Source organism: Variovorax brevis, from assembly GCF_030317105.1.
GTDB lineage: Bacteria > Pseudomonadota > Gammaproteobacteria > Burkholderiales > Burkholderiaceae_C > Variovorax > Variovorax brevis.
The window spans coordinates 338516-361428 of the sequence record NZ_JASZYG010000003.1; the positions used below are offsets into that span (position 1 = coordinate 338516).

General features: G+C 64.2%; 17 protein-coding genes and 4 tRNA genes. 7 read left to right on the plus strand and 14 right to left on the minus strand.

The window, feature by feature from the left end:
* Positions 1–179 precede the first annotated feature (179 nt).
* Positions 180–809: a YqhA family protein gene (locus QTI66_RS10355; protein ID WP_286559424.1), complete on the plus strand. Its 630-nt coding sequence runs from the start codon at positions 180–182 to the stop codon at positions 807–809.
* Positions 810–821: 12 nt separating this feature from the next.
* Here the strand turns inward: QTI66_RS10355 and fumC are convergent, their stop codons facing one another.
* On the minus strand, positions 822–2207 hold the full coding sequence (gene fumC, locus QTI66_RS10360) for a class II fumarate hydratase (protein WP_286559425.1): 1386 nt from the start codon (positions 2205–2207) through the stop codon (positions 822–824).
* A 56-nt stretch (positions 2208–2263) separates the two neighbouring features.
* Here fumC and QTI66_RS10365 point away from each other — a divergent pair, with 56 nt between their 5' ends.
* From QTI66_RS10365 to QTI66_RS10380, 4 genes are all read left to right on the plus strand, one after another.
* Complete coding sequence (locus QTI66_RS10365; RefSeq protein ID WP_286559426.1) at positions 2264–3817, plus strand: fumarate hydratase; 1554 nt, start codon at positions 2264–2266, stop codon at positions 3815–3817.
* On the plus strand, positions 3814–4650 hold the full coding sequence (gene murI / locus QTI66_RS10370; RefSeq protein WP_286559427.1) for a glutamate racemase: 837 nt from the start codon (positions 3814–3816) through the stop codon (positions 4648–4650). The genes QTI66_RS10365 and murI overlap by 4 nt, the downstream gene beginning before the upstream one ends.
* Positions 4647–5429 carry a PA3715 family protein gene (locus tag QTI66_RS10375; RefSeq protein WP_286559428.1) on the plus strand — a complete coding sequence of 261 codons (783 nt, stop codon included), beginning with the start codon at positions 4647–4649 and terminating at the stop codon, positions 5427–5429. The genes murI and QTI66_RS10375 overlap by 4 nt, the downstream gene beginning before the upstream one ends.
* Positions 5430–5623: 194 nt before the next feature.
* Positions 5624–6925: an MFS transporter gene (locus tag QTI66_RS10380; protein WP_286559429.1), complete on the plus strand. Its 1302-nt coding sequence runs from the start codon at positions 5624–5626 to the stop codon at positions 6923–6925.
* Between the two features lie 63 nt (positions 6926–6988).
* Here QTI66_RS10380 and QTI66_RS10385 read toward each other — a convergent pair whose 3' ends face one another.
* The 13 genes from QTI66_RS10385 to QTI66_RS10445 all read right to left on the minus strand — a co-directional run bounded on the left by QTI66_RS10385 (position 6989) and on the right by QTI66_RS10445 (position 20998).
* Positions 6989–8290 carry an MFS transporter gene (locus tag QTI66_RS10385; RefSeq protein WP_286559430.1) on the minus strand — a complete coding sequence of 434 codons (1302 nt, stop codon included), beginning with the start codon at positions 8288–8290 and terminating at the stop codon, positions 6989–6991.
* A 91-nt stretch (positions 8291–8381) separates the two neighbouring features.
* Positions 8382–9017: a DUF6806 family protein gene (locus tag QTI66_RS10390; protein ID WP_286559431.1), complete on the minus strand. Its 636-nt coding sequence runs from the start codon at positions 9015–9017 to the stop codon at positions 8382–8384.
* Between the two features lie 23 nt (positions 9018–9040).
* Positions 9041–9127, minus strand: a tRNA-Leu gene (locus tag QTI66_RS10395).
* A gap of 75 nt (positions 9128–9202) precedes the next feature.
* A tRNA-Cys gene (locus tag QTI66_RS10400) sits at positions 9203–9276 on the minus strand.
* Positions 9277–9491: 215 nt separating this feature from the next.
* Complete coding sequence (locus tag QTI66_RS10405; RefSeq protein WP_286559432.1) at positions 9492–10022, minus strand: MarR family winged helix-turn-helix transcriptional regulator; 531 nt, start codon at positions 10020–10022, stop codon at positions 9492–9494.
* Between the two features lie 126 nt (positions 10023–10148).
* A tRNA-Gly gene (locus tag QTI66_RS10410) sits at positions 10149–10224 on the minus strand.
* A 60-nt stretch (positions 10225–10284) separates the two neighbouring features.
* Entirely contained in the window at positions 10285–12726 is a 2442-nt protein-coding gene (gene lon, locus QTI66_RS10415; RefSeq protein WP_286559433.1) for an endopeptidase La, read from the minus strand.
* Between the two features lie 286 nt (positions 12727–13012).
* Entirely contained in the window at positions 13013–14278 is a 1266-nt protein-coding gene (gene clpX / locus QTI66_RS10420; RefSeq protein ID WP_286559434.1) for an ATP-dependent Clp protease ATP-binding subunit ClpX, read from the minus strand.
* A gap of 100 nt (positions 14279–14378) precedes the next feature.
* The gene (gene clpP, locus QTI66_RS10425; protein ID WP_286559435.1) at positions 14379–14987 is read right to left on the minus strand and encodes an ATP-dependent Clp endopeptidase proteolytic subunit ClpP; all 609 of its coding nucleotides are present in this window, start codon (positions 14985–14987) and stop codon (positions 14379–14381) included.
* Between the two features lie 105 nt (positions 14988–15092).
* A complete protein-coding gene (gene tig / locus QTI66_RS10430; RefSeq protein ID WP_286559436.1) occupies positions 15093–16409 on the minus strand; it encodes a trigger factor in 1317 nt (438 codons plus the stop codon).
* 31 nt (positions 16410–16440) lie between these two features.
* A tRNA-Leu gene (locus tag QTI66_RS10435) sits at positions 16441–16527 on the minus strand.
* 90 nt (positions 16528–16617) lie between these two features.
* Complete coding sequence (locus QTI66_RS10440) at positions 16618–19779, minus strand: efflux RND transporter permease subunit (RefSeq protein ID WP_286559437.1); 3162 nt, start codon at positions 19777–19779, stop codon at positions 16618–16620.
* A gap of 10 nt (positions 19780–19789) precedes the next feature.
* A complete protein-coding gene (locus tag QTI66_RS10445; RefSeq protein ID WP_286559438.1) occupies positions 19790–20998 on the minus strand; it encodes an efflux RND transporter periplasmic adaptor subunit in 1209 nt (402 codons plus the stop codon).
* Between the two features lie 130 nt (positions 20999–21128).
* Between QTI66_RS10445 and hpnC the strand changes: the two genes are divergently transcribed.
* Positions 21129–22040 (plus strand): squalene synthase HpnC, encoded by a 912-nt coding sequence (gene hpnC, locus QTI66_RS10450; protein WP_286559439.1) that lies wholly within the window; start codon positions 21129–21131, stop codon positions 22038–22040.
* Between the two features lie 13 nt (positions 22041–22053).
* Positions 22054–22893: a presqualene diphosphate synthase HpnD gene (gene hpnD, locus QTI66_RS10455; protein WP_286559440.1), complete on the plus strand. Its 840-nt coding sequence runs from the start codon at positions 22054–22056 to the stop codon at positions 22891–22893.
* Positions 22894–22913: the final 20 nt, after the last annotated feature.

Here is a 22913-nt window from a genome sequence, read left to right on the forward strand (position 1 = left end):
TCATTGCCTCCAGCATTGGTGGTTCGATGCGGCTCAAATGTCTGCGGATGGTCTTACGGGGTACTGACTGGGCACGTTCGCAACGTCTGGCACATTTCCTTCCGTGGCGCAGGTTCATTGCCGCACCGCCCTAGAATCGCCCGCTTTGCAAAACATTGTTTCGTAGAACAGGCCCATCGATGTCCCGTACAGATCCGATTGACCCGCTCAACTCTATCCCCGGCAAGGTATCTCCGCTGCGTCCGCTTCCCAATCTCATTTTCGCCAGCCGCTGGCTCCAGCTTCCGCTGTACCTCGGCCTGATCGCGGCGCAAGCCGTCTACGTCTTCCATTTCTGGGTCGAGCTCGTTCACCTGCTGCAGGCGGTGTTCGGGAGCGAGCACGCGCTGCAGGCCCTGGTGAACAGCATCGGCTACAAGACGAATGCGCCGGTCACCTCGCTCAACGAGACGGTCATCATGCTGGTGGTGCTGGCGCTGATCGACGTGGTGATGATCTCCAACCTGCTGATCATGGTGATCGTGGGCGGCTACGAGACCTTCGTGAGCCGGATGCGGCTGGAAGGGCATCCCGACCAGCCCGAATGGCTCAGCCACGTGAACGCCTCGGTGCTCAAGGTGAAGCCGGCCACGGCCATCATCGGCATCAGCTCGATTCATCTGCTCAAGACTTTCATCAACGCGGACAACTACTCGGACCGCGTGCTGATCGCGCAGACGGCCATCCACATCACCTTCCTGCTGTCGGCGCTGGCCATTGCGCTGACGGACAGGCTGATGGCGCCCACGCCCAACGGCAACGGCCACTGACGCCGGGCGGACTCACCGGCCCGTCATCTGCTCCGGCACCACCCACTGGTCGAACTGCTCGGCCGTGAGGTGGCCCGAGGCGATCGCCGCCTCGCGCAGGCTGCTGCCTTCCTTGTGCGCCTTCTTGGCGATGAAGGCCGCCTTGTCGTAGCCGATGTGCGTGTTGAGCGCCGTCACCAGCATGAGCGAGCGCTGCACCAGCTCCGTGATGCGCTCGCGGTTCGGCTCGATCCCCACGGCGCAATGGTCGTTGAAGCTCACCATGCCGTCGGCCAGCAGGCGCACGCTCTGCAGGAAGTTGTGCGCGACCATCGGGCGGAACACGTTGAGCTCGAAATTGCCCGAAGCGCCGCCGATGTTGATGGCGACGTCGTTGCCGAGCACCTGCGCCGCCAGCATCGTCACCGCTTCGCTCTGGGTCGGGTTGACCTTGCCCGGCATGATCGACGAGCCGGGTTCGTTCTCCGGAATGCTCAGTTCGCCAATGCCGCTTCGCGGGCCGCTCGCGAGCCAGCGCACGTCGTTGGCGATCTTGTTCATGCTGGTGGCCAGCGTCTTGAGGGCGCCATGGGCATGGACCAGTGCATCGACGCTGGCCATGGCCTCGAACTTGTTGGGTGCGGTGACGAATTCCAGACCGGTGATCTTCGAGATCTCGGCAGCGACGGCCACCGCGTAGCCCTTGGGCGCGTTCAGGCCCGTCCCGACGGCCGTGCCACCCAGTGCCAACTCGCTCAGGTGCGGCAGTGACGCACGCACATGCGCCTCGCCATGCGCCAATTGCGCCGCATAGCCCGAGAACTCCTGGCCCAGCGTGAGGGGCGTGGCGTCCTGCAGATGGGTGCGGCCGATCTTCACGATGTCCGCGAAGTCCTTGGCCTTTTGCTCCAGCGTCCCGCGCAATTTGGCGATGGCCGGCAGCAGCTTGCGTGTGATGGCATCCACCGCTGCCACATGCATGGCGGTGGGAAACACGTCGTTGCTCGACTGGCTGCGGTTCACGTCGTCGTTGGGATGCACCAGCCGCGATTCGCCGCGCTCGCCGCCGAGCAACTCGCTCGCCCGGTTAGCGAGCACTTCGTTCACGTTCATGTTGGTCTGGGTGCCCGAGCCGGTCTGCCACACCACCAGCGGGAATTCGTCGGCGTGCCGGCCCTCGATGACTTCGTCCGCCGCGGCCACGATGGCCTGCGTCTTCTTTTCGTCCTGGAGGCCCAACCGTTGATTGACGACCGCGGAAGCCCGTTTGACCTGCGCCAGCGCCCGGATGATCTCCTTTGGCTGTTTTTCACCCGAAATGTCGAAATTCAGCAGCGAGCGCTGCGTCTGCGCACCCCACAGCCGCTCGGCGGGCACTTCGATGGGGCCGAAGGTATCTTTCTCGATACGGGTTTTCATGGAGATGAACTGTCAAAATAGAGGGATTGCCAGTATCCGTCCAAGCAAAAACCCCCATGACCACCACGATTCAACAAGCGGACCTGATCGAATCGGTTGCCGCAGCACTCCAGTTCATCTCGTACTACCACCCTGCCGACTACATCGCGCACCTGGCCAAAGCCTATGAGCGCGAACAGAGCCCGGCGGCCAAAGACGCGATGGCCCAGATCCTGACCAACAGCAAGATGAGCGCGACCGGCCACCGGCCGATCTGCCAGGACACGGGCATCGTCAACGTGTTCCTGAAAGTCGGCATGGACGTGCGCTGGGGCGGCTTCAACGGCAGCCTGGACGACGCCGTCAACGAAGGCGTTCGCCGCGCCTACAACCACCCCGACAACATGCTGCGCGCCTCGGTCGTCGCCGACCCGCAGTTCGCCCGCAAGAACACGAAGGACAACACGCCCGCCGTGATCTTCACCGAGATCGTGCCCGGCAACACCGTCGAAGTAACGGTTGCGGCCAAGGGCGGCGGCAGCGAGAACAAGAGCAAGCTGGTCATGCTCAACCCCGGCGACAGCGTCGTCGACTGGGTGCTCAAGACCGTGCCGACGATGGGCGCCGGCTGGTGCCCGCCCGGCATGCTGGGCATCGGCATCGGTGGCACCGCAGAAAAAGCCGCGCTGATGGCCAAGGAAAGCCTGATGGACGACCTGGACATGCACGAACTGCAGGCCAAGGCCGCGCGCAAGGAAGAGCTCACGCAAGTCGAAGAGTTGCGCCTTGAGCTGTACGAGAAGGTGAACGCACTGGGCATCGGCGCCCAAGGCCTCGGCGGCCTGGCCACCGTGCTCGACATCAAGATCAAGATGTACCCCACGCACGCGGCCAGCAAGCCGGTCGCGATGATCCCGAACTGCGCAGCCACGCGCCACGCGCATTTCGTGCTCGACGGCTCAGGCCCGGTGTACCTCGAAGCGCCTTCGCTCGACTTGTGGCCCAAGGTCGACTGGGCACCCGACTACAACAAGAGCACACGCGTGGACCTCAACACGCTCACGCCCGAAGTCGTCGCCAGCTGGAAACCGGGCGACACGCTGCTGCTCAACGGCAAGATGCTCACCGGCCGCGACGCCGCGCACAAGCGCATCGCCGACATGCTGGCGAAGGGCGAGAAGCTGCCGGTGGACTTCACCAACCGCGTCATCTACTACGTCGGCCCCGTCGATCCGATCAAGGGCGAGGCCGTCGGCCCCGCCGGCCCGACCACCGCGACGCGCATGGACGGCTTCACCGAGATGATGCTGGCGCAAACCGGCCTCATCGCCATGATCGGCAAGGCCGAGCGCGGACCGGTCGCCATCGAGGCCATCAAGAAGCACAAGAGCGCCTACCTGATGGCCGTCGGCGGCGCCGCGTACCTGGTCAGCAAGGCCATCAAGCAGGCCAAGGTCGTTGGCTTCGAAGACCTCGGCATGGAAGCCATCTACGAATTCGACGTGGTCGACATGCCCGTGACGGTGGCGGTCGACGCCGGCGGCACCAGCGCGCACATCACGGGCCCGGCCGAGTGGCAAAAGCGCATCGCCAGCGGCGAGTTCAAGACCATCACGCTGGAACCGGCTTGACCCTTTCGCCGATCGGCAACCCCACGGGCGCCGATCGCCCGATTGGCGTCTTCGACAGCGGCGTGGGCGGCCTGAGCGTTCTCAATGCGCTTCGCATCGAGTTGCCACAGGAGGCCTTCGTGTATTTCTCTGACGCGCATCACGCGCCGTATGGCGAGCGCGGCGACGACCATGTGATCGCACGCACGCGGACCATCGTGCAGGAGCTCATCGACGCGCACCACATCAAGGCCCTCGTGGTCGCGTGCAACACGGCAACGGCTGCGGCGATTCATCTGGTGCGCGCCGAGCACCCGGACTTTCCGGTGGTGGGCGTCGAGCCGGCACTCAAGCCTGCCGCGTCCGCCACGCGCACCGGGCATGTGGGCGTGCTGGCGACGCGCGGCACGCTGGCCAGCCGCAAGTTCGAGGTCCTGCGCGACTCGCTGCAGGGCCAGGCGCGATTCAGCCTGGTCGCCTGCGACGGCCTGGCGGGCGCCATCGAGCGGCTGGACGTGGGTGAGATCCAGGCGCTCGCGTCGAAATACGTGCGCGCGCTGGGCACCTTCGGCCACCGCAGCGGCGAGATCGACACGCTGGTGCTCGGGTGCACGCACTACCCGTTCATCGCGCCGGAGCTTCAGCGCCAGGCCGGCCCCGAGGTGCACCTGATGGACACCGGCCTGCCCGTCGCCCAGCAGACGCGTCGTCTCCTGGCCGCCCGCGACCAACTCGCCACAAGGAGCATGGGCTCCCTGCTGCTCGAGACGAGCGGCCCCGCGGATGCGCTGGAGGCCGCGGCGTCGCGCTGGCTCGCGCCGCTGCAGGCGCCTGAAGCCTCGGAGGCGGCATGACGCGGCAGCTGACGGTGTCGCTTTTTCTTTGCCTGGCCTGCATCCCCCTTGCAGGCCAAGCCGCCTGCCAGACGGGGCTGGCCGAGCGCCTGCACGCCAAGCTCCACCCCGGCCGCGAACTCAACCACCAACTCGCGGTATGCGAACCCTGGCGCGGCAACATGGGCCGCAGCATCGTCGTGTTGCCGCTGGCACGCACCGACGCCCAATCCGGCGCGCAATCGCTCGACCTGGAGGTGATGGTCGTGCAGCAACCCGACAACGGCAACAGCGAACGCGCAACGGTGCTCGCGCGACTGATCCGGTCGATTCCGATGGAGGGCGAAGCAAACCCCGTGACCGACATCGAGCTCGACAGCACGCGTTACCGGCTGTCACCCGATCTGCACGTTTTCGGCCTTCGGATCATGCGGCGCAGCAGTCCCTTCAGCCAGCACCCTTCGTCGAACGAAACCCTTTCGCTCTATGCCTTGAAGGGCAACAAGCTCAGCAGCGTGCTCGACGCGCTCGAGATGAACATGGAACGCGGGCATTGGGACACCAGTTGCAATGGCCAGTTCGAGAAGCAGCAAAGCATGATGTCCGTGGCCAAGTCGATGAACAACGGCTTGGCCGACTTGATCCTGCAGCGCACGGACTGGAAAACGTCGAACGCGTTGCAAGGCGAGGAATGCATGGAGCAGACGGAGCCTGCGAGCTACAAGACCTTCACGCTGCGCTATGACGGAAGCCGCTACGTCCCCCCGTCCGAAAAAGAAACGCTGACGTCCACACGCTGAGGCAGCCGACCGCCCGCGTGCGCGACGCGCAAAGTTGCCACTTGCAACCAAGTGCGCAACCCGCTTCCCGAGTCGCCAAGTGGACAAGCCGTTACCTCGCACCCCTGAATTCGCTTGCGTGCACTTGGCCGCGAGCGCTATGGTGGATCGCCGGTCATTGGCTTGGCCGGCAATTACAAACTCAGGGAGACAACATGGACTCGATCGAACGCCAGACCATGGCGAAGGTGTCGTGGCGGCTTGTGCCGTTCTTGATGTTTTGCTACTTCATTGCCTATCTAGACCGCGTCAATATCGGCTTTGCCGGCGCCTCCATGAGCAAGGACCTCGGGCTGAGTGCAGCCGCTTTCGGCGGCGCGGCGGGCATCTTCTTCATCGCCTACTTCTTCTTCGAGGTGCCCAGCAACCTGGCACTCGAAAGGTTCGGCGCACGGCGCTGGATTGCCCGCATCATGTTCACGTGGGGCATCATCACCGGCGCACAGGCTTTCGTGGGCGGGGAGACCTCGCTCAACATCGTGCGCCTGCTGCTGGGGATCGCCGAGGCAGGGTTCTTCCCCGGCATCATCTTCTACTTGACTCTCTGGTTCCCGTCGGCGTACCGGGCGCGCATTTGCGGACTCTTCATGTTCGCCATCCCCATCTCGACGGTGATCGGTGCGCCCATCTCGGGGTTGCTGCTCAACCTCGACGGCATGGGCGGACTGCATGGCTGGCAGTGGATGTTCATCATCGAGGCGCTGCCCGCGCTGCTGCTGACCTTCGGGGTGCTCTACTACCTCACGGACCGGCCCGCGGACGCGAACTGGCTGAATGCGCAGGAAAAGGCGTGGCTGCAGCGCCGCCTTGACGAAGAGAGAGCCAGCCGCGAATCGGCCCACCACATGTCGTGGAAGCAGTCGCTCACCAACCCGCGCGTGATCGGCTTCGGCCTGCTGTACATGGCCGCCGTCATTCCGCAGTACGGCCTGAGCTTCTTCCTGCCGCAGATCGTCAAGGCCTTCGGCGGCCTGGGCCACATGGAAGTCGGGCTCATCACCGCCCTGCCCTACGCGGTGGGCGCCATCGGCATGGTGGTCTGGAGCCGCCATTCGGACGCCACCGGCGAGCGCAAGTGGCACACCGCGATTCCACTCATCACCATCGTTGTGGGCCTGCTCATGGCGGCCATGCTGCCCAGCCCGGCCATGAAGATGGCGGCACTTTGCGTGGCGGGCTTCGGCTTCTTTGCCGTGCTGCCGATCTTCTGGACCCTGCCGACGGCCTACCTCAGCGGCGCGGCAGCGGCGGCCGGCATTGCGGCCATCAACTCCATCGGCAACCTGGGCGGCTACTTCGGCCCCAAGGTCTTCGGCATCCTGAAAGACCAGACCGGCACGGACTTCGCCAGCCTGATCTTCCTGGCGGGCTGCGCGGTCATTGGAGTCGTCCTGGTGATGGTGCTGGGACGCACGCCGGCACCGGGGCCGGTGCCCGTGCCGGTGTCGGCGCACTGAGGTCGCACGCCGGGGGTCTGGTTCAGGCGGCCGCCGGTACCGCTGCCCGGCCGGACCACAGGTTCAGGCCGCTGCCAGCGCGGCCGCCCGGCCCCGCCGCATGTCGATGGGCAGCAGCAGTGCAATTCCCGCCACGAAAAGACCCGAAGTGGCGAGGATGGCGACACGCTGGTTGCCGCCCGTCGCCCACGTGATGACCCCGTAGCTCAGCGGCCCCACGATGCTCGCCAGCCGCGTGGAGAAGCTCCAGAGGCCGAAGAATTCCGCCAGTTGCTTGGGCGGCGCAAGGATGCCAGCCATGGCCCGGCCGGCCGACTGGCTCGACCCCATGGCCAGCCCGGCGATGGTGGCCGCGACCCAGAAGCCGCCCTTGGTGGTCACCGATCCAGCCACCACGCACACCACGATCCATGCCACCAGGGTCACGGCCAGCGATCGCAAATGGCCCACGCGATCCTGCACATAGCCGAAGCTGAAAGCGCCCAGCGCAGCCGCAATGTTGAGCACGAAGATCAACACCATCGTCTCGTGCTGCGCAAAGCCGATCACCTGCTCGGCGTAGACCGCCGCCAGCGTGATGGCAACGGCAACGCCACCCTGGTAGCAGACCGTGCAGGCCAGCAGCCACATGAAGTCGCGATAGGCACGCGCCTGCCTGAAGGTATTGAGCAACTGCCGCCACGCGCTCTGCCGCTGCGGCGACAACTGCGGCTGCGCCCGCTCGGGCAGCAGCACAAAGGTGACGCACGCGGCGGCACCATAGAGCGTCGCCGTGATCAGCATCGTGACCGGCACGAAATGCGATGCCGGTCGCCCCTGCGACTGCGCCCACAGCACGTAGGCCAGGCTCAGGCCCAGCGCCAGCATCCCGCCGATGTAGCCGAAGCCCCACCCCCAGCCACTGACCTTGCCCATGCCTTCGGCGGTTGCCAGTTCGGGCAGGAAGGCGCCCGTGAGCGACTCGCCGTACGAATAGAAGGTGTTGGAAAGCACGATCAGCAGCATGGCGATCACCACACCTTCCATGCCACTGAATCGCGGCGTCAGGGCGAGCGCCGCCGTTCCCGCCACGCAGCCGGCCGTGACCAGGATGAGCACACGCTTCTTGGCCGCATGCAGGTCGGCCCATGCGCCGATGGCGGGCATCGTCAGCATGACGATGGCGTAGGAAATGCTCAGCGCCAGCGTCCACGCGAAGGTGGCCCACGGTGCGCCACCCGCGATACCGCCCACGAAGTAGGCCGCAAAAACCGCGGTGATGATCACCGTGGTGTAGCCCGAATTGGCGAAGTCGTACATGGCCCAGCCGAACACCTCGCGCTTGCGCACGCCGGGCCGAAGGGCAGATTGGGGAAAGAGTGCCAACGATCGTTACCTCAAAGGAAGACGTCGCGAGCATAGCGGAGCGGCGTGACGGTACGCCGCGCCATCGGGAAGGAACGCTCTGGCGTTGACGCTAGTGCAGATGGCGCGGCCGGCGTCCGCCGCCATGGCCGCCCGCGCCCGGGCCACCCGCGCCGCCACCGCGCGGGCGACGGCCGATTTCCAGCGAATTCACCAGCGCGTCGAAGCGGTCGCCGAAAAGCTTGTCGATTTCCGCGACCACACCACCGAGTTCGGCGCCCTCGAAGTGGCGTTCCATGAGGTTCACCACGTCTTCCACGAGCAGATCGCGCTGGACCTGCATGATCGCGGCGGGGTTGGGCCCGACGAAAAGCATCAGGAAGTCGTCGCGCGACTCCTCGTTGGGGTCGCCCTCTTCCTCGTCGAAATCGGTGTCGTAGAAGGTGACTTCGATGGCGGCGCCCTGCTCGGCGAGCTCGTTGACGCCCATGCACATTTCGTCGAGCGCCTGGCGGAAGTCCTCGTCGCCGGCGACGGTCCAGCACATCTGGAGCATGTGATCTTTTTGCTCGAAGCGGATTCCGGGCTCTTCCTCATAGGCGCTGCCAGCGCCGTCGGCGAGCGATTTGGCACCGGCGTAGGTCCACAGGGGCTTGAGCGCCTCCTGGATCTGCGCAAAGGTCACGTCGGAACGCAAGGGCACGTCGCCGTGCACGTGAATTTCGAATGGAGCGTTGTAGCGAGACATGTCTTGCTCCCTTGTCATGTTTGTGGTGCCCGGAACCGGAATCGAACCGGCACGGCCGCAAGGCCGGGGGATTTTAAGTCCCATGTGTCTACCAATTTCACCATCCGGGCGCCGGGGCTGTTGTCGAAGATACCTGAAAACAAAACAGCCCCGCCAACGTTGGTTGTGGGGCTGTGGAAATTTGGTGGAGGCGCGTTCCAGAGTCGAACTGGACTAGACGGATTTGCAATCCGTTGCATAACCGATTTGCTAACGCGCCATGCTGGTTTGAGCTCGCAAAAAAAAGGAAGCCAAGGCTTCCACAGTCCAAACACCGGAGAAGAAACTCCCTCGGTCTTCGTTTCTACGAATCAGGCAACATTGTACAGGAAGGCGGCGTTGAAATCGCGGAACCGGGCGCCGCCTCCGGGCGGGCCAATCGAGCCCAATCCGTTGCAACGCGCCACCGACAACGAAGCTCCGGGCGCCAAGCCTTCAGGCCTCCTGCCGCGCCTTCGTGCGCTGCAGATGCCGACCGATCCTGACCTCGAACTCCTCGCCAAAATCCGCCAGCTTTTGCAGGCAACGGTCGAGCGACTCGCGTTCCTCGGCCGTCAGTGCCGAACGGAAGGTGGTTTCGGCGAATCGACCCAGGGGTTCCGCCTTGAGCACGATGTCCACGCCCTCGTCGGTGAGGTGCAGGTTGATCTGGCGCGCGTCTTCCGTGCCGATCGAGCGTACGACCAGTCCGCGGCGCACCAGCGCCGTGACCGCCTTCGAAGCGAGTGTCTTTTCCAGGTAAGCCTGCTCGATCAGCCGGCTCAACGTAAGGCCCGGCTCGCTGCCGATGAAGCGAAGCAGGCGCACTTCGCGCAAGGTCACGCCGCACTCGCGCTCGTAGAGGCTCGACGCCCCCACCTTGAACCGCTCGTTGATGACGTCCAGCGTGAACGTCACGTAATCCTGCTTGAGTTTGAGCGGAGCGTGTTGCGCCTTGCGGGGCCTCGATGCGGATGTAGTTTTCATAAGTTGACTTTTACAACTAATGAATACTAACGGCGTCGACGAGAGCGGCCAACAGGGGCAAACGCGAGGAAGGGGCGAAATGGATGGCCCAAAGAAAAAGCCACCCGAAGGTGGCTTTTCGAAATTTGGAGCGGGAAAAGAGTCTCGAACTCTCGACCTCAACCTTGGCAAGGTTGCGCTCTACCAACTGAGCTATTCCCGCGTTTCGAGCTTCGAATTATAGCCCATTTTTTTGGGCCTCCGCAAGCTCGCACAAAAATCTTCAATGCTTGACCGATCCCTCAGCGGCTTGGCCTTCGCGCTTCTTGGCCAACTCGGCCACGGCCGCTGCCGAAGCCGCGACTTCTTCATCAGACAAGGGCACGGGCTCCTTCTCGAGTGCGATCTCCAGCACCTTGTCGATCCACTTGACCGGAATGATCTCGAGGCCGTTCTTCACGTTCTCGGGGATCTCCTGCAAGTCCTTCGCGTTCTCTTCGGGGATCAGCACGGTCTTGATGCCGCCGCGCAAGGCAGCCAGCAGCTTTTCCTTCAGGCCGCCGATGGCCGTGACCTCGCCGCGCAAGGTGATCTCGCCGGTCATGGCGACATCGCTGCGCACCGGGATGCCGGTCAGCGCCGACACGAAGGCCGTCGTCATCGCGGCGCCCGCGCTCGGGCCGTCCTTGGGCGTGGCCCCGTCGGGCACGTGGATGTGGATGTCACGCTTCTCGAACATCTCGTCCTTGATGCCCAAGCGGCGTGAGCGGCTGCGCACCACCGTGCGGGCAGCTTCCACCGATTCCTTCATCACGTCGCCCAGCGAACCCGTGCGGCTGATGACGCCCTTGCCGGGCATGGTCACGGCTTCGATGGTGAGCAGGTCGCCGCCCACTTCCGTCCATGCCAGACCGACCACCTGGCCGACCTGGTTTTGCTGTTCCGCACGGCCGAAGGTGTACTTGCGCACGCCCAGGAAGTCGTTGAGGTTGTCGCCGTTGACGGTGACCAAGGCTTCCATCTTCTTGAGCTGGATGCCCTTGACCACCTTGCGGCAGATCTTCGACAACTCGCGCTCGAGCGAACGCACGCCCGCTTCACGGGTGTAGTAGCGCACGATGTCGCGCACCGCTTCTTCGGTGACGAGCAACTCGCCCTCTTTCACGCCGTTGTTCTTCAACTGTTTGGGCAGCAGGTACTTCAGCGCGATGTGCGTCTTTTCGTCCTCGGTGTAGCCCGACAGGCGAATGACTTCCATCCGGTCCAGCAGTGCCGGCGGGATGTTCATCGAGTTCGACGTCGCGACAAACATCACGTCGCTCAGGTCGAAGTCGACCTCGACGTAGTGGTCGCCGAAGGTGTGGTTCTGTTCCGGGTCCAGCACTTCCAGCAAGGCGCTCGACGGGTCGCCACGGAAGTCCGTGCCGAGCTTGTCGATTTCGTCGAGCAGGAACAGCGGATTGCGCGTGCCGACCTTGTTCAGGCTCTGCAGCACCTTGCCCGGCAGTGCGCCGATGTAGGTGCGGCGATGGCCGCGGATTTCCGCTTCGTCGCGCATGCCACCCAGCGCCATGCGAACGTACTTGCGGCCGGTCGCCTTGGCCACCGATTGGCCGAGCGAGGTCTTGCCGACGCCCGGAGGGCCGACCAGGCACAGGATCGGCGCCTTCACCTTGTCCACGCGCTGTTGCACGGCAAGGTATTCAAGGATGCGGTCCTTGACCTTGTCCAGGCCGTAGTGGTCTTCGTTGAGCACCTCTTCCGCGTGCGTGAGGTCGTGCTTGATCTTGGTCTTCTTGCTCCACGGCAGGCCGATGAGCACGTCGATGTAGTTGCGCACCACCGTGGCTTCGGCCGACATGGGCGACATCAGCTTGAGCTTCTTGAGTTCGCTCTCGGCCTTCTTGAGCGCTTCCTTCGGCATCTTGGCGAGCTTGATCTTCTTTTCGATCTCCTCGATGTCGGCGCCGTCTTCGCCTTCGCCCAGCTCCTTCTGGATGGCCTTGACCTGCTCGTTCAGATAGAAGTCGCGCTGGTTCTTTTCCATTTGGCGCTTGACGCGGCCGCGGATCTTCTTGTCGACGTTGAGGATGTCGACCTCGCGCTCCAACTGGCCGAACAGGTTTTCAAGGCGCGCCTTGATGTCGTCCAGGTCGAGCACGGCCTGCTTGTTGTCGAGCTTGAGCGGGAGGTGGGCAGCAATGGTGTCGGCCAGGCGACCCGGATCGTCGATGCTGGAGATCGACGTCAGGATCTCGGGCGGGATCTTCTTGTTCAGCTTGACGTACTGGTCGAACTGCTGCATCACCGCGCGGCGCAGGGCCTCGACCTCGGTGCCCTTTTGCGCCAGCCCTTCGGCCACGACAGCCGGCGTGACGTTGGCGGTGAAGTGCGTTTCGTGGTCGTCGATGCGGCGCACGCGTGCGCGCTGCTGGCCTTCGACCAACACCTTTACGGTGCCGTCGGGCAGCTTGAGCATTTGGAGGATGGTCGAGACGCAACCGACTTCGAACATGTCGTCGACGGAGGGCTCGTCCTTGGCAGCCGCCTTCTGGGCGACCAGCATGATGCGGCGCTCAGCCTCCATCGCCAGTTCCAGCGCCTTGATGCTCTTGGGTCGTCCCACGAACAGCGGGATGACCATGTGGGGGAACACGACGACGTCCCGCAGCGGAAGCAGCGGCAGGTCGATCGGGTCAGATGGCATGGGGATATGGCCGGACATGGAGATCCTTCAGATGTGAATCAGACAAAGATGGTCGGATCCGCGCGGAATTCAAGTCCGCGCGGCAAGCCAATCGGGAAACGCGCTATTTGCGCGTGGCCGGGAGCGTGAATTCGAGGTGGCACGGGTGGCCCGGAACAGCCGATTCGCGAGTGAAGGCCGATGCCGGCGGCGTGCGGGGCAAGGCGCAAAGCACAGCAATAGCCAAAGCTATTGCGAGCATTTGCAACGCCGCCCTGCGCGTCGGTGGCGCGGCAGGCACTCGTGAATTGGCTGTTTCGGGGCACTAGGCCTTCTTGGCTGCCTCTCGATAGACGAGAAGCGGCGGCTTGCTTTCGTCGATCGTGGATTCGTCGACGACGACCTTGTCGACGTTCGTTGCGTTGGGCAATTCGAACATGGTGTCGATCAGGGACTGTTCAAGAATCGAGCGCAAGCCGCGCGCGCCAGTCTTGCGAGCCAGCGCCTTGCGGGCAATCGCCTTGAGCGCCGCGGGGCGGATCTCGAGATCGACGCCTTCCATTTGCAGCAGCTTGACGAACTGCTTGACGACGGCGTTCTTCGGCTCGGTCAGGATCTGCACCAGCGCGTCTTCGCTGAGTTCGGCCAACGAAGCGACGACCGGCATACGGCCCACCAGTTCGGGGATGAGGCCGAACTTGATGAGGTCTTCCGGTTCGACTTCGCGGAACACGTCCGTGAGGCTGCGTTGCTTCTTGCTGCGCACCGAGGCGCCAAAACCGATGCCCGACGCTTCGGTGCGGTTCTCGATGACCTTTTCAAGGCCAGCGAAAGCGCCACCGCAGATGAACAGGATGTTGGTCGTGTCGATCTGCAGGAAGTCCTGGTTCGGGTGCTTGCGCCCGCCTTGCGGCGGCACACTGGCCATGGTGCCTTCGATGAGCTTGAGCAGCGCCTGCTGCACGCCCTCGCCCGACACGTCGCGCGTGATGGACGGGTTGTCCGACTTGCGCGAGATCTTGTCGATTTCGTCGATGTAAACGATGCCGCGCTGGGCACGTTCGACTTCATAGTTGCAGCTTTGCAGCAGCTTCTGGATGATGTTCTCGACGTCTTCGCCGACATAGCCGGCTTCGGTCAGCGTCGTGGCGTCGGCCATGACGAATGGCACGTCGAGCTGACGCGCCAGCGTTTGCGCCAAAAGCGTCTTGCCCGAACCGGTGGGGCCGATCAGCAAAATATTGCTCTTGCTGAGCTCGACGTCGTCGCCCTTGGACTTTTCCTTGTGCTTCAACCGTTTGTAGTGGTTGTACACGGCGACCGACAGCATGCGCTTGGCGGGCTCCTGGCCAATCACGTAATTGTCGAGATTGGCCTTGATTTCCGAGGGGGTGGGCAGGTCGCCCTTGGTGTCCCGGTTTTCATCACCTGCGGGCAGCTCGTCACGAATGATTTCGTTGCACAGGTCGATGCATTCATCGCAGATGAAAACCGAGGGCCCGGCGATCAGCTTCTTTACCTCGTGCTGACTCTTGCCGCAGAACGAGCAGTAAAGCGTTTTTTCGCTGGAGGAGCCTTTTTTCTCGGCCATGGGCAGGTGCCTCGTAACTGGGGTATATCAATGATAGCGAAACAAAAACGGCGTTCTCCGTGTGGAAAACGCCGCCTGTTGCTCGGGCGCCGCAGCGCCTTTATCCGCGCTTGGAGATGACGTTGTCAACCAGGCCGTAGTCTCGGGCTTCGTCGGCGGTCAGGAAATAGTCGCGTTCGGTGTCCCTTGCAATCTTTTCCAGCGGCTGGCCCGTGCGTTCCGACAGGATGCGGTTCATCTGCTCGCGCGTCTTCAGGATGTCGCGGGCGTGGATCTCGATGTCAGTGGCCTGGCCGCGTGCGCCGCCCAGCACCTGGTGGATCATGATCTTCGAATTGGGCAGCGAGAAGCGCTTGCCCTTTTCGCCGGCCGCCAGCAGGAACGCGCCCATGCTGGCCGCAAAGCCGATGCACAGCGTGGAAACATCCGGCTTGATGAATTGCATCGTGTCGTAGATCGCCATGCCGGCGCTCACGCTGCCGCCCGGCGAGTTGATGTAGAACGAGATGTCCTTGTCCGGATTCTCGCTCTCGAGGAACAGCAACTGGGCGACAACCAGATTCGCAGTCTGGTCATTGACCTCGCCAACCAGAAAGATCACGCGCTCTTTCAGCAGGCGCGAATAGATGTCGTAGGACCGCTCGCCGCGGCCGGACTGCTCGATGACCATCGGCACCATGCCGAGTCCTGTGATTTCCTGTGCGCTCATGTTTACTCTCCAGAGGGGACTTGTACTGTACCCAAACGAAATGGGGCTCGTGCGCGAAAGCACAAGCCCCACACTTTACGAGGGACAGGCCCAACGTTCAGGCGATCAGCCTTGTTGCTGTGCCATCAGTTCGTCGAACGAGACAGCCTTGTCGTTGACCTTGGCCTTGCTCAGCACGAAATCGGTGACGTTGTTCTCGATGACGACCGATTCAACTTCCGCCAGGCGGCGGTTGTCGCTGAAGTACCAGCGAACCACGTCTTGCGGCTTCTCGTAGCTGGCAGCCAGCTCGTCGATGTGGGCCTTGATCTGCTCCGGCTTGGCTTGCAGGTTGTTGGCGCGAACCAGTTCGGCCACCACCAGGCCCAGGCGCACGCGGCGCTCGGCTTGGGGACGGAACACTTCGTCGGGGATCGGGGCCTTGTCGGCGTCCTTGATACCGCGCTGCTTGAGTTCGGCGCGGGCGCCTTCGACCATGCGGTCGACTTCGCTTTGCACGCTGGACTTGGGCAGGTCGAGTTCGGCGTTGGCGACCAGCGCGTCCATGACGGCCGTCTTGTTGCGCGCCAGCAGGCGGAACTTGACTTCACGCTCGAGGTTCTTCTTGATGTCGGCGCGCAGGCCTTCCACCGTGGCGTCGGCAATGCCGAGCGACTTGGCGAGCTGTTCGTTGACTTCGGGCAGGTTCGAGGCTTCGATCTTCTTCACGGTGACCATGAAGTCGGCTTGCTTGCCGGCCACGTCCTTGCCGTGGTAGTCGGCCGGGAACGACAGCGGGAAGGTGCGGCTGTCGCCGGACTTCAGGCCGCGCACGGCGTCTTCGAATTCCTTGAGCATCTGGCCTTCGCCGACGATGAACTGGAAGTCTTCGGCCTTGCCGCCCTGGAAGGTTTCGCCATCGATCTTGCCTTCGAAGTCGACCGTGACGCGGTCGTTGTCGGCCACGGCGGCGTCTTGCGGGCGCTGGGCGAAGGTGCGGCGCTGCTTGCGCAGGATGTCGACTGTCTTGTCGATGGCTTCTTCGGTGACGTCGGCGCTGAGCTTGTCGATTTCGGCACCCGACAGGTCATTGATCTTGACGTCGGGGAACACTTCGAACACCGCGTCGAAAGCCACTTCACCTTCGGGGGCTTCTTCTTTCTCGGTGATGCGGGGCTGGCCGGCCACGCGAAGCTTGGCCTCGTTGGCGGCTTGCGAGAAGGCCTCGCCGACCTTGTCGTTCATGACCTCGTAGTGAACGGAATAGCCGTAGCGCTGGGCCACGACGTTCATTGGCACCTTGCCGGGACGGAAACCGTCCATCTTCACGGTGCGGGCCAGCTTCCTCAGGCGCGAATCAACTTCGGTCTTGATGGCGCCGACAGGCAGCGTCAGCGTGATCTTGCGTTCGAGCTTCTCGAGGGTTTCAACGTTCACGGTCATTTGGGTTTCCTTATGAGGGGATCTGTAGTGCTGGTGCGCGGGGCCGGACTCGAACCGGCACGTTCTTGCGAACGTCAGGACCTAAACCTGGTGCGTCTACCAATTTCGCCACCCGCGCCAGTTACAGAATTCAGGTGCGGGCGCCTCAAAGAGCCGCTCGCTGAAATTGGTCAACCCAGTATTTTAATCGGCTTCCGGGGCACTTTTTTCACGCCGCAATTCGAGACGCTGCCGGTTCACGCTTGACGCGGAACCAGGCGGCGTACATCGCCGGCAAGGCCAGCAGCGTGAGCACGGTGGCCACGATGAGGCCGCCCATGATCGCCACCGCCATCGGCCCCCAGAAAACGCTGCGTGACAACGGGATCATCGCCAGCACGGCGGCAGCCGCCGTCAGCACGATGGGCCGAAGGCGCCGCACCGCCGACTCGACGATCGCGTCCCACGCCGGCACGCCGGCGGCGCGGTCGGATTCGATCTGGTCGATCAGGATCACGGAGTTGCGCTGGATCATGCCCATGAGCGCAATCACGCCGAGCAGCGCGACGAAGCCGAAGGGCCGGTTCAGCACCAGCAAAGCCCCCGCCACGCCCGCGATGCCCAGAGGACCGGTGATGAACACCAGCAGCGAACGGCTGAAGCTGTGCAACTGCAGCATCAGCAGCGTGAAGATGATGAACAGCATGATCGGCACGCCCGCCACGATGGACGACGAGCCCTTGCTGCTTTCCTCCACCGCGCCGGCCACCTCGATGCGGTAGGCGCTGCCGCCTTCGGCCTGCCACTTCGCCTCGATCTTGCGCAGGTCTGGCAATAGTTGCGCGGTGACGGTCGCGCCTTGCAGGCCTTCGACGATGTCTCCCTGCACGGTGATCGCGTAGTCGCGGTTCTCGCGCCACATCACGCCCGGCTCCCAGGTGAAGACCGGCTTGGCGATCTGCGACAGCGGAATCGAGCGGCCCGACGCCGTCGGCAGGTAGGCGTTGCCGATGTCCGAGATCTCGCTGCGCTCTTCGGGCGACTGGCGCAGCACGATGTCGATGAGCTTGTCGTTCTCGCGGTACTGGCCGACGGTCGTGCCGCTGAACATGGTGCGCGAGGCCTGTGCGATCGCCTGGCTGCTGACACCGAGCGCACGCGCCTTGGCCTGGTCGACCTCCAGCTTGATGACCTTGACGGACTCGTTCCAGTTGTCGTTCACCCCGCGCATGTTGGGGTTCTCGCGCATGGCGGCCTTGACCTCGTCGGCGCGGGCGCGCAGCTGCGCGGGGTCGGTGCCGATGACGCGGAACTGCACCGGGTACGGCACGGGAGGCCCATTGGGCAGCAACTTGACCCGCCCGCGCACCTCGGGAAACTCTTCGGCCAGCAATGCGGGGAAGAGAATCCGCAAGCGCTCGCGCTGCTTCAGGTCCTTGGCCAGCACGATGAACTGGGAGACGTTCGTCTGCGGGAAAACCTGGTCCAGCGGCAGGTAGAAACGCGGCACACCCGAACCCACCCACGTGCTCACCGTCTTGACGCCATCGATCTCAAGGAAGCGCTTTTCCACCCGCTTGGCCACTTCTTCATTCGCGGCAAATGACGTGCCTTCCGGCGACCAGACGTCCACCATGATTTCCGGCCGGCTGGAGTCCGGGAAGAACTGCTGCTGCACCTTGCCCATGCCCAGGATGCCGAGCGCGAAGATCAGCACCGTCGCCCCGATGGTGATCCACCGGTGCGCCACGCACCAGTTCACCGTGGCGCGAAAGGCGTTGTAGAAGGGTGTGTTGAACAACTCGTGCGGCGGCGCATCCGGGTCGTGCGGCTTGACCTTGAGCAGCAGCGTGCCGAGGTAGGGCACGAAGTACACCGACACGATCCACGACAGCACCAGCGCGATCACCGTCACCGCGAAGATCGCGTAGGTGTACTCGCCGGTCAGCGACTTGGCCAGGCCGATCGGAAGGAACCCCGCGGCGGTGATCAGCGTGCCGGTGAGCATGGGCTTGGCCGTCACGTCGTAGGCGAAGGTGGCGGCGCGGACCTTGTCGTAGCCCTCTTCCATCTTGCGCACCATCATCTCCACCGCAATGATGGCGTCGTCCACCAGCAGGCCGAGCGCGATGATGAGCGAGCCCAGCGAGATCTTGTGCAGGCCGATGTCGAAGTAGTTCATCGCCAGAAAGGTCACGGCCAGCACCAGCGGAATCGTGATCGCCACGACCAGGCCCGGGCGAATGTCCACGTACCACCCGAAGCGGCCGCCCTTGTGCAGGCCCAGCGCAATGAAGCTCACGGCCAGCACGATGGCGACGGCCTCGATCAGCACGCCGACGAACTCATTGACCGAGTTCGACACCGACACCGGCTGGTCCTGCACCTGCGCCAGGTGCACGCCGAGCGGCAATCGCTTTTCGATGTCGGCTGTCGCCCTGCGCAGCGACTTGCCCAGCGTGATGATGTCGCCGCCCTTGGCCATCGAGACGCCGAGCGCCACGACTTCGCGGCCCTGGTGGCGCACCTTGACCGCCGGCGGATCGACATAGCCGCGGTGCACGTCGGCGATGTCGCTCAGGCGAAGCTGGTTGCCCGAACTGCCGCGGATCGGCATGGCGCGCAACTGGTCGACATCGGTGAACTGCCCCCCGACGCGAACCTGCACGATGTCCGCAGGCGACTGGATGGTGCCAGCGCTTTCGACCGCATTCTGCTGGCCCAGTTGCGCCAGCACGGCGTTGAAGTCCAGCCCCAATTGCGCCAGGCGCTTTTGCGAGACCTCGATGAACACCTTCTCGTCCTGCACGCCGAACTGGTCGACCTTGGCCACGTCCTTCACGCGCAGCAACTGCTGGCGCACGTCGTCGGCAAACACCTTGAGTTCGGCGCTCGAGAAGCCATCGCTTTCCAGCGCATAGATCACGCCGTACACGTCGCCGAAGTCGTCGTTGAAAAAGGGACCCTGGACGTTGGCGGGCAAGGTCTGGCGTATGTCGCCGATCTTCTTGCGCACGGTGTACCAGACGTTCGCCACCTCGCTCGGGCGCGAGTTGTCCTTGATCTGGAAGATGATCTGCGACTCGCCGGGCTTGGAGTAGCTGCGTATCTTGTCCGCGTAGGGCGCCTCCTGCAGCGCGCGTTCGATCTTGTCGGTGACCTGCTCGGCCACTTGCTGCGCCGTGGCGCCGGGCCAGTAGGTGCGCACGACCATCGCGCGGAAGGTAAAGGGCGGGTCTTCGTCCTGCCCGAGCTGGAAATAGGCCGCGAAGCCCAGCAGCATCAACACCACCATCAGGTAGCGCGTGAGCGGCTCGTGCTCGAGCGCCCATCGGGACAGATTGAACCCGCGCTTTTCGGATGCGCCGGCCGTGTCGGTCTGGGACGTCATGGCGGCGTCCTCAGCGCGCGGCGGTGGAGGTTGCAGGCGCCGCACCCGGCGTGGCGGCGGCTGCCGTCCCGGGCGCGTTGGTGACGGCAGGGGTGTTGATGCCCGAAGCCGGCCGTGGCTTGTCCTGATAGATCGTCACCTTCTGCCCGGGCGAGAGCACGTGGACGCCTGCCGAGACCACCAACATGCCGGGCGTCACGCCGCCGGAAATCACTGCATCGTTGCCGTCGGCGGTGGCCACTTGCACCGGCTGCGACCGCACGGTCATGGTGTTCTTGTCGAGCACCCAGACGGCGCTTCCCTGCCCTTCCTGGCGCAGCGCGCTGGTCGGCAACTTGACCACTTGCGCACCGACGTGTGAGAGCGCCTGTGGCCGTGCATACACCGTTGCGCCCAGCGGTGGCGCGTTGGCTGCGTCGATGGCGACCTTGATGGTGAAGGTACGCGTCACGGCATCGGCGCTGGCACCGACCTCGCGTACCGTGCCCTGGATGTCGGGCGCACCCGCCGTCCAGGCACGCACCGTGACAGCCGAGCCGGTCTTGATCTGCGCCGCGCGATCTTCGGGCACCGAGAACACGACGTCCCGCGCACCGTCGTTGGCGATGCGCACGACCGGCGTGCCGGCGGCGACGACCTGGCCCGGTTCGGCCTCGATGGCCGTGACGATGCCCGCCACGTCGGCCACCAGCGTCGTGTAGCGCGCCTGGTTGCCCTGCGACGACACCTGTGCCTGCGCCTGCTCCAGCTGCGCCTGCGCCGCCTTGAAGGTGGCTTCGCGGCGCTCGACTTCGGCGCCGCTGATGAAGTTCTGCGCCAACAGCGCGCGATAGCGCTTGAGATCCGCAGCGGCCAGGTCGCGGTTGGTCAGGGCGGCGGTGGATTGCGCGCGTGCCGCGTCGGCAGCGAGCTGGTAGTCCTTGGGGTCGAGCTGCGCCAGCACGTCGCCGGGCTTCACATGCTGGCCGACTTCCGCCTGTCGCCGCGTGATCTTGCCGGCGACCCGGAACCCGAGACGGGTCTCGGTCCGGGCACGCACCTCGCCGGAAAACTCCAGCGCCGTGCCGTACGAGCCCACCCCGACGGTCACGATCTTGACGGAGCGCACAGGCTCCTCGGCGGGCGGCGCCTGCTTGCAGCCCGTCAGGGCGCCGACCAACAAAAGTACGAGGGCGGTGCCGCGAAGCAAACCGGAGGATGAGGCGATCGACACAGTCATGGGGAAACCCTGGAATTGGCGAAAAGGTCATTAATGACCGCTCGGTTAGTAATCTAGGGTAAACGCGAATCCGTGTCAACAAGATCACGGTGATTCAGCCCGCCAATGCGCGTGCCCGACAATTGGCCGCGTGCCAGCCCCATCCCCCACCATCGCTCCGCCCCCCGAATCCCAGACCGCGGGACGGCATTACGAAAACTTTCCGGTCGCCTCCTGGCTCTGCCCGCCGCACCTTCGCCCGCCGATTGCGGCCATCTATGCCTTTGCCCGCACAGCCGACGACATCGCCGACGAAGGCGACGCGAGCCCCAAGCAGCGGTTGAAGCAACTTCGCGCCTTTCGCGCCGACCTGAAGCTGGCCGCACGCGGTCAGCCCACGTCGTCCGTGTGGCCCGGCGTCTTCGAGCCGCTCGCCCGGCAGATGGCGCGCTTTGCCTTGCCCGAGTCCTTGCTCGCCGACCTGCTCTCCGCCTTCATGCAGGACATCGAGAAGACGCGCGACGGCACCGGCTACGCCGATCGGGACGATCTGCTCGACTACTGCTCGCGCTCGGCCAATCCGGTGGGCCGCCTCATGCTTCACCTGTATGAAGTGGATGACGAACGCTCCGTCGCGCAAAGCGACGCCATCTGCACCGCGCTGCAACTCATCAACTTCTGGCAAGACCTGAGCGTCGACCTGCCGCGTGGCCGCTATTACCTGCCGCATGCCGACTGCGCCGCGCATGGCCTGTCTCCGGAACAGTTCGAGCAGTTCCGCCCGCTGGGCACGGCTCGTCCGCCGCAAGCGGCCATCGCGCTCGTCGCCGACGAAGTGAAATGGGCCCGCACGCTGATGATGAGCGGCGCGCAACTCGTGCACACGCTGCCCGGCCGCGCAGGCTGGGAGCTGCGGCTCGTCGTGCAGGGCGGCCTGCGCATCCTCGACAAGATCGAAGCGCAAGGTTTCGACAGCTTCTCGCGCCGGCCGACCGTCAAGGCCCTCGATGCCGGCACGCTGGCGTGGAAGGCGATGTGGATGCGGAGACAATCCTTGCCTTGAAACCGTCCTTCCGATGACCCCAGAACAATACGTACAAGACAAGGCCGCGGCTTCAGGCAGCAGCTTTTACTACGCCTTCCTTTTTCTTCCCAAGCCGCGCCGCGCAGCGATCACGGCCTTCTACGCCTTCTGCCGCGAGGTCGACGACGTGGTGGACGAAGTAAGCGATCCCGGCGTTGCCGCCACCAAGCTGGCCTGGTGGCGCAGCGAAGTGGCGCAGGCCTTCGCCGGCCAGCCGCACCACCCCGTGATGCAGGCGCTGATGCCGCACACCGCCACCTACAACATCGTGGAGCGGCAGTTGCAGGAGATCATCGACGGCTGCCAGATGGACCTGGACCAGACGCGCTACCTCGACTTTCCCGCGCTGCGCCGCTACTGCCATCTGGTGGCCGGCATCGTGGGCGAAGTGGCTGCGCGCATCTTTGGCCAAGGCGAGGCGCAGACCACCGAATACGCCCACAAGCTGGGTCTGGCGCTGCAACTGACCAACGTGATCCGCGACGTGGGCGAAGACGCCCTGCGCGGTCGCATCTACCTGCCGGTGAACGAACTGCAGCAGTTCGACGTGAAGGCGCACGAGATTCTCAACCGCGTGCATTCGGACCGCTTCGTGGCGCTCATGCGCTTCCAGGCCGAGCGCGCGCACCGGGTGTACGACGAGGCGCTGGCGCTGCTGCCGGCATCCGAGCGCCGTGCGCAAAAGCCCGGACTCATGATGGCCAGCATCTACCGCACGCTGTTGCGCGAGATCGAAGGCGACAACTTCCAGGTGCTGAACCAGCGCGTGAGCCTCACGCCCCTGCGCAAGCTGTGGCTGGCTTGGCGCGTGCAAGCGCTGGGCAGGTTGTGATGCGCGGCCGGCCGCCGATG

Excerpts from the sequence above, each read along its gene's own strand:
- QTI66_RS10380 (WP_286559429.1), top strand. The coding sequence starts at position 5,624 with ATGGACTCGATCGAACGCCAGACCATGGCGAAGGTGTCGTGGCGGCTT.
- QTI66_RS10405 (WP_286559432.1), bottom strand. The coding sequence starts at position 10,022 with ATGAAAACTACATCCGCATCGAGGCCCCGCAAGGCGCAACACGCTCCG.
- QTI66_RS10390 (WP_286559431.1), bottom strand. The coding sequence starts at position 9,017 with ATGTCTCGCTACAACGCTCCATTCGAAATTCACGTGCACGGCGACGTG.
- clpP (WP_286559435.1), bottom strand. The coding sequence starts at position 14,987 with ATGAGCGCACAGGAAATCACAGGACTCGGCATGGTGCCGATGGTCATC.
- QTI66_RS10355 (WP_286559424.1), top strand. The coding sequence starts at position 180 with ATGTCCCGTACAGATCCGATTGACCCGCTCAACTCTATCCCCGGCAAG.
- QTI66_RS10365 (WP_286559426.1), top strand. The coding sequence starts at position 2,264 with ATGACCACCACGATTCAACAAGCGGACCTGATCGAATCGGTTGCCGCA.
- lon (WP_286559433.1), bottom strand. The coding sequence starts at position 12,726 with ATGTCCGGCCATATCCCCATGCCATCTGACCCGATCGACCTGCCGCTG.
- QTI66_RS10375 (WP_286559428.1), top strand. The coding sequence starts at position 4,647 with ATGACGCGGCAGCTGACGGTGTCGCTTTTTCTTTGCCTGGCCTGCATC.
- tig (WP_286559436.1), bottom strand. The coding sequence starts at position 16,409 with ATGACCGTGAACGTTGAAACCCTCGAGAAGCTCGAACGCAAGATCACG.
- hpnD (WP_286559440.1), top strand. The coding sequence starts at position 22,054 with ATGACCCCAGAACAATACGTACAAGACAAGGCCGCGGCTTCAGGCAGC.
- fumC (WP_286559425.1), bottom strand. The coding sequence starts at position 2,207 with ATGAAAACCCGTATCGAGAAAGATACCTTCGGCCCCATCGAAGTGCCC.
- QTI66_RS10440 (WP_286559437.1), bottom strand. The coding sequence starts at position 19,779 with ATGACGTCCCAGACCGACACGGCCGGCGCATCCGAAAAGCGCGGGTTC.
- QTI66_RS10445 (WP_286559438.1), bottom strand. The coding sequence starts at position 20,998 with ATGACTGTGTCGATCGCCTCATCCTCCGGTTTGCTTCGCGGCACCGCC.
- clpX (WP_286559434.1), bottom strand. The coding sequence starts at position 14,278 with ATGGCCGAGAAAAAAGGCTCCTCCAGCGAAAAAACGCTTTACTGCTCG.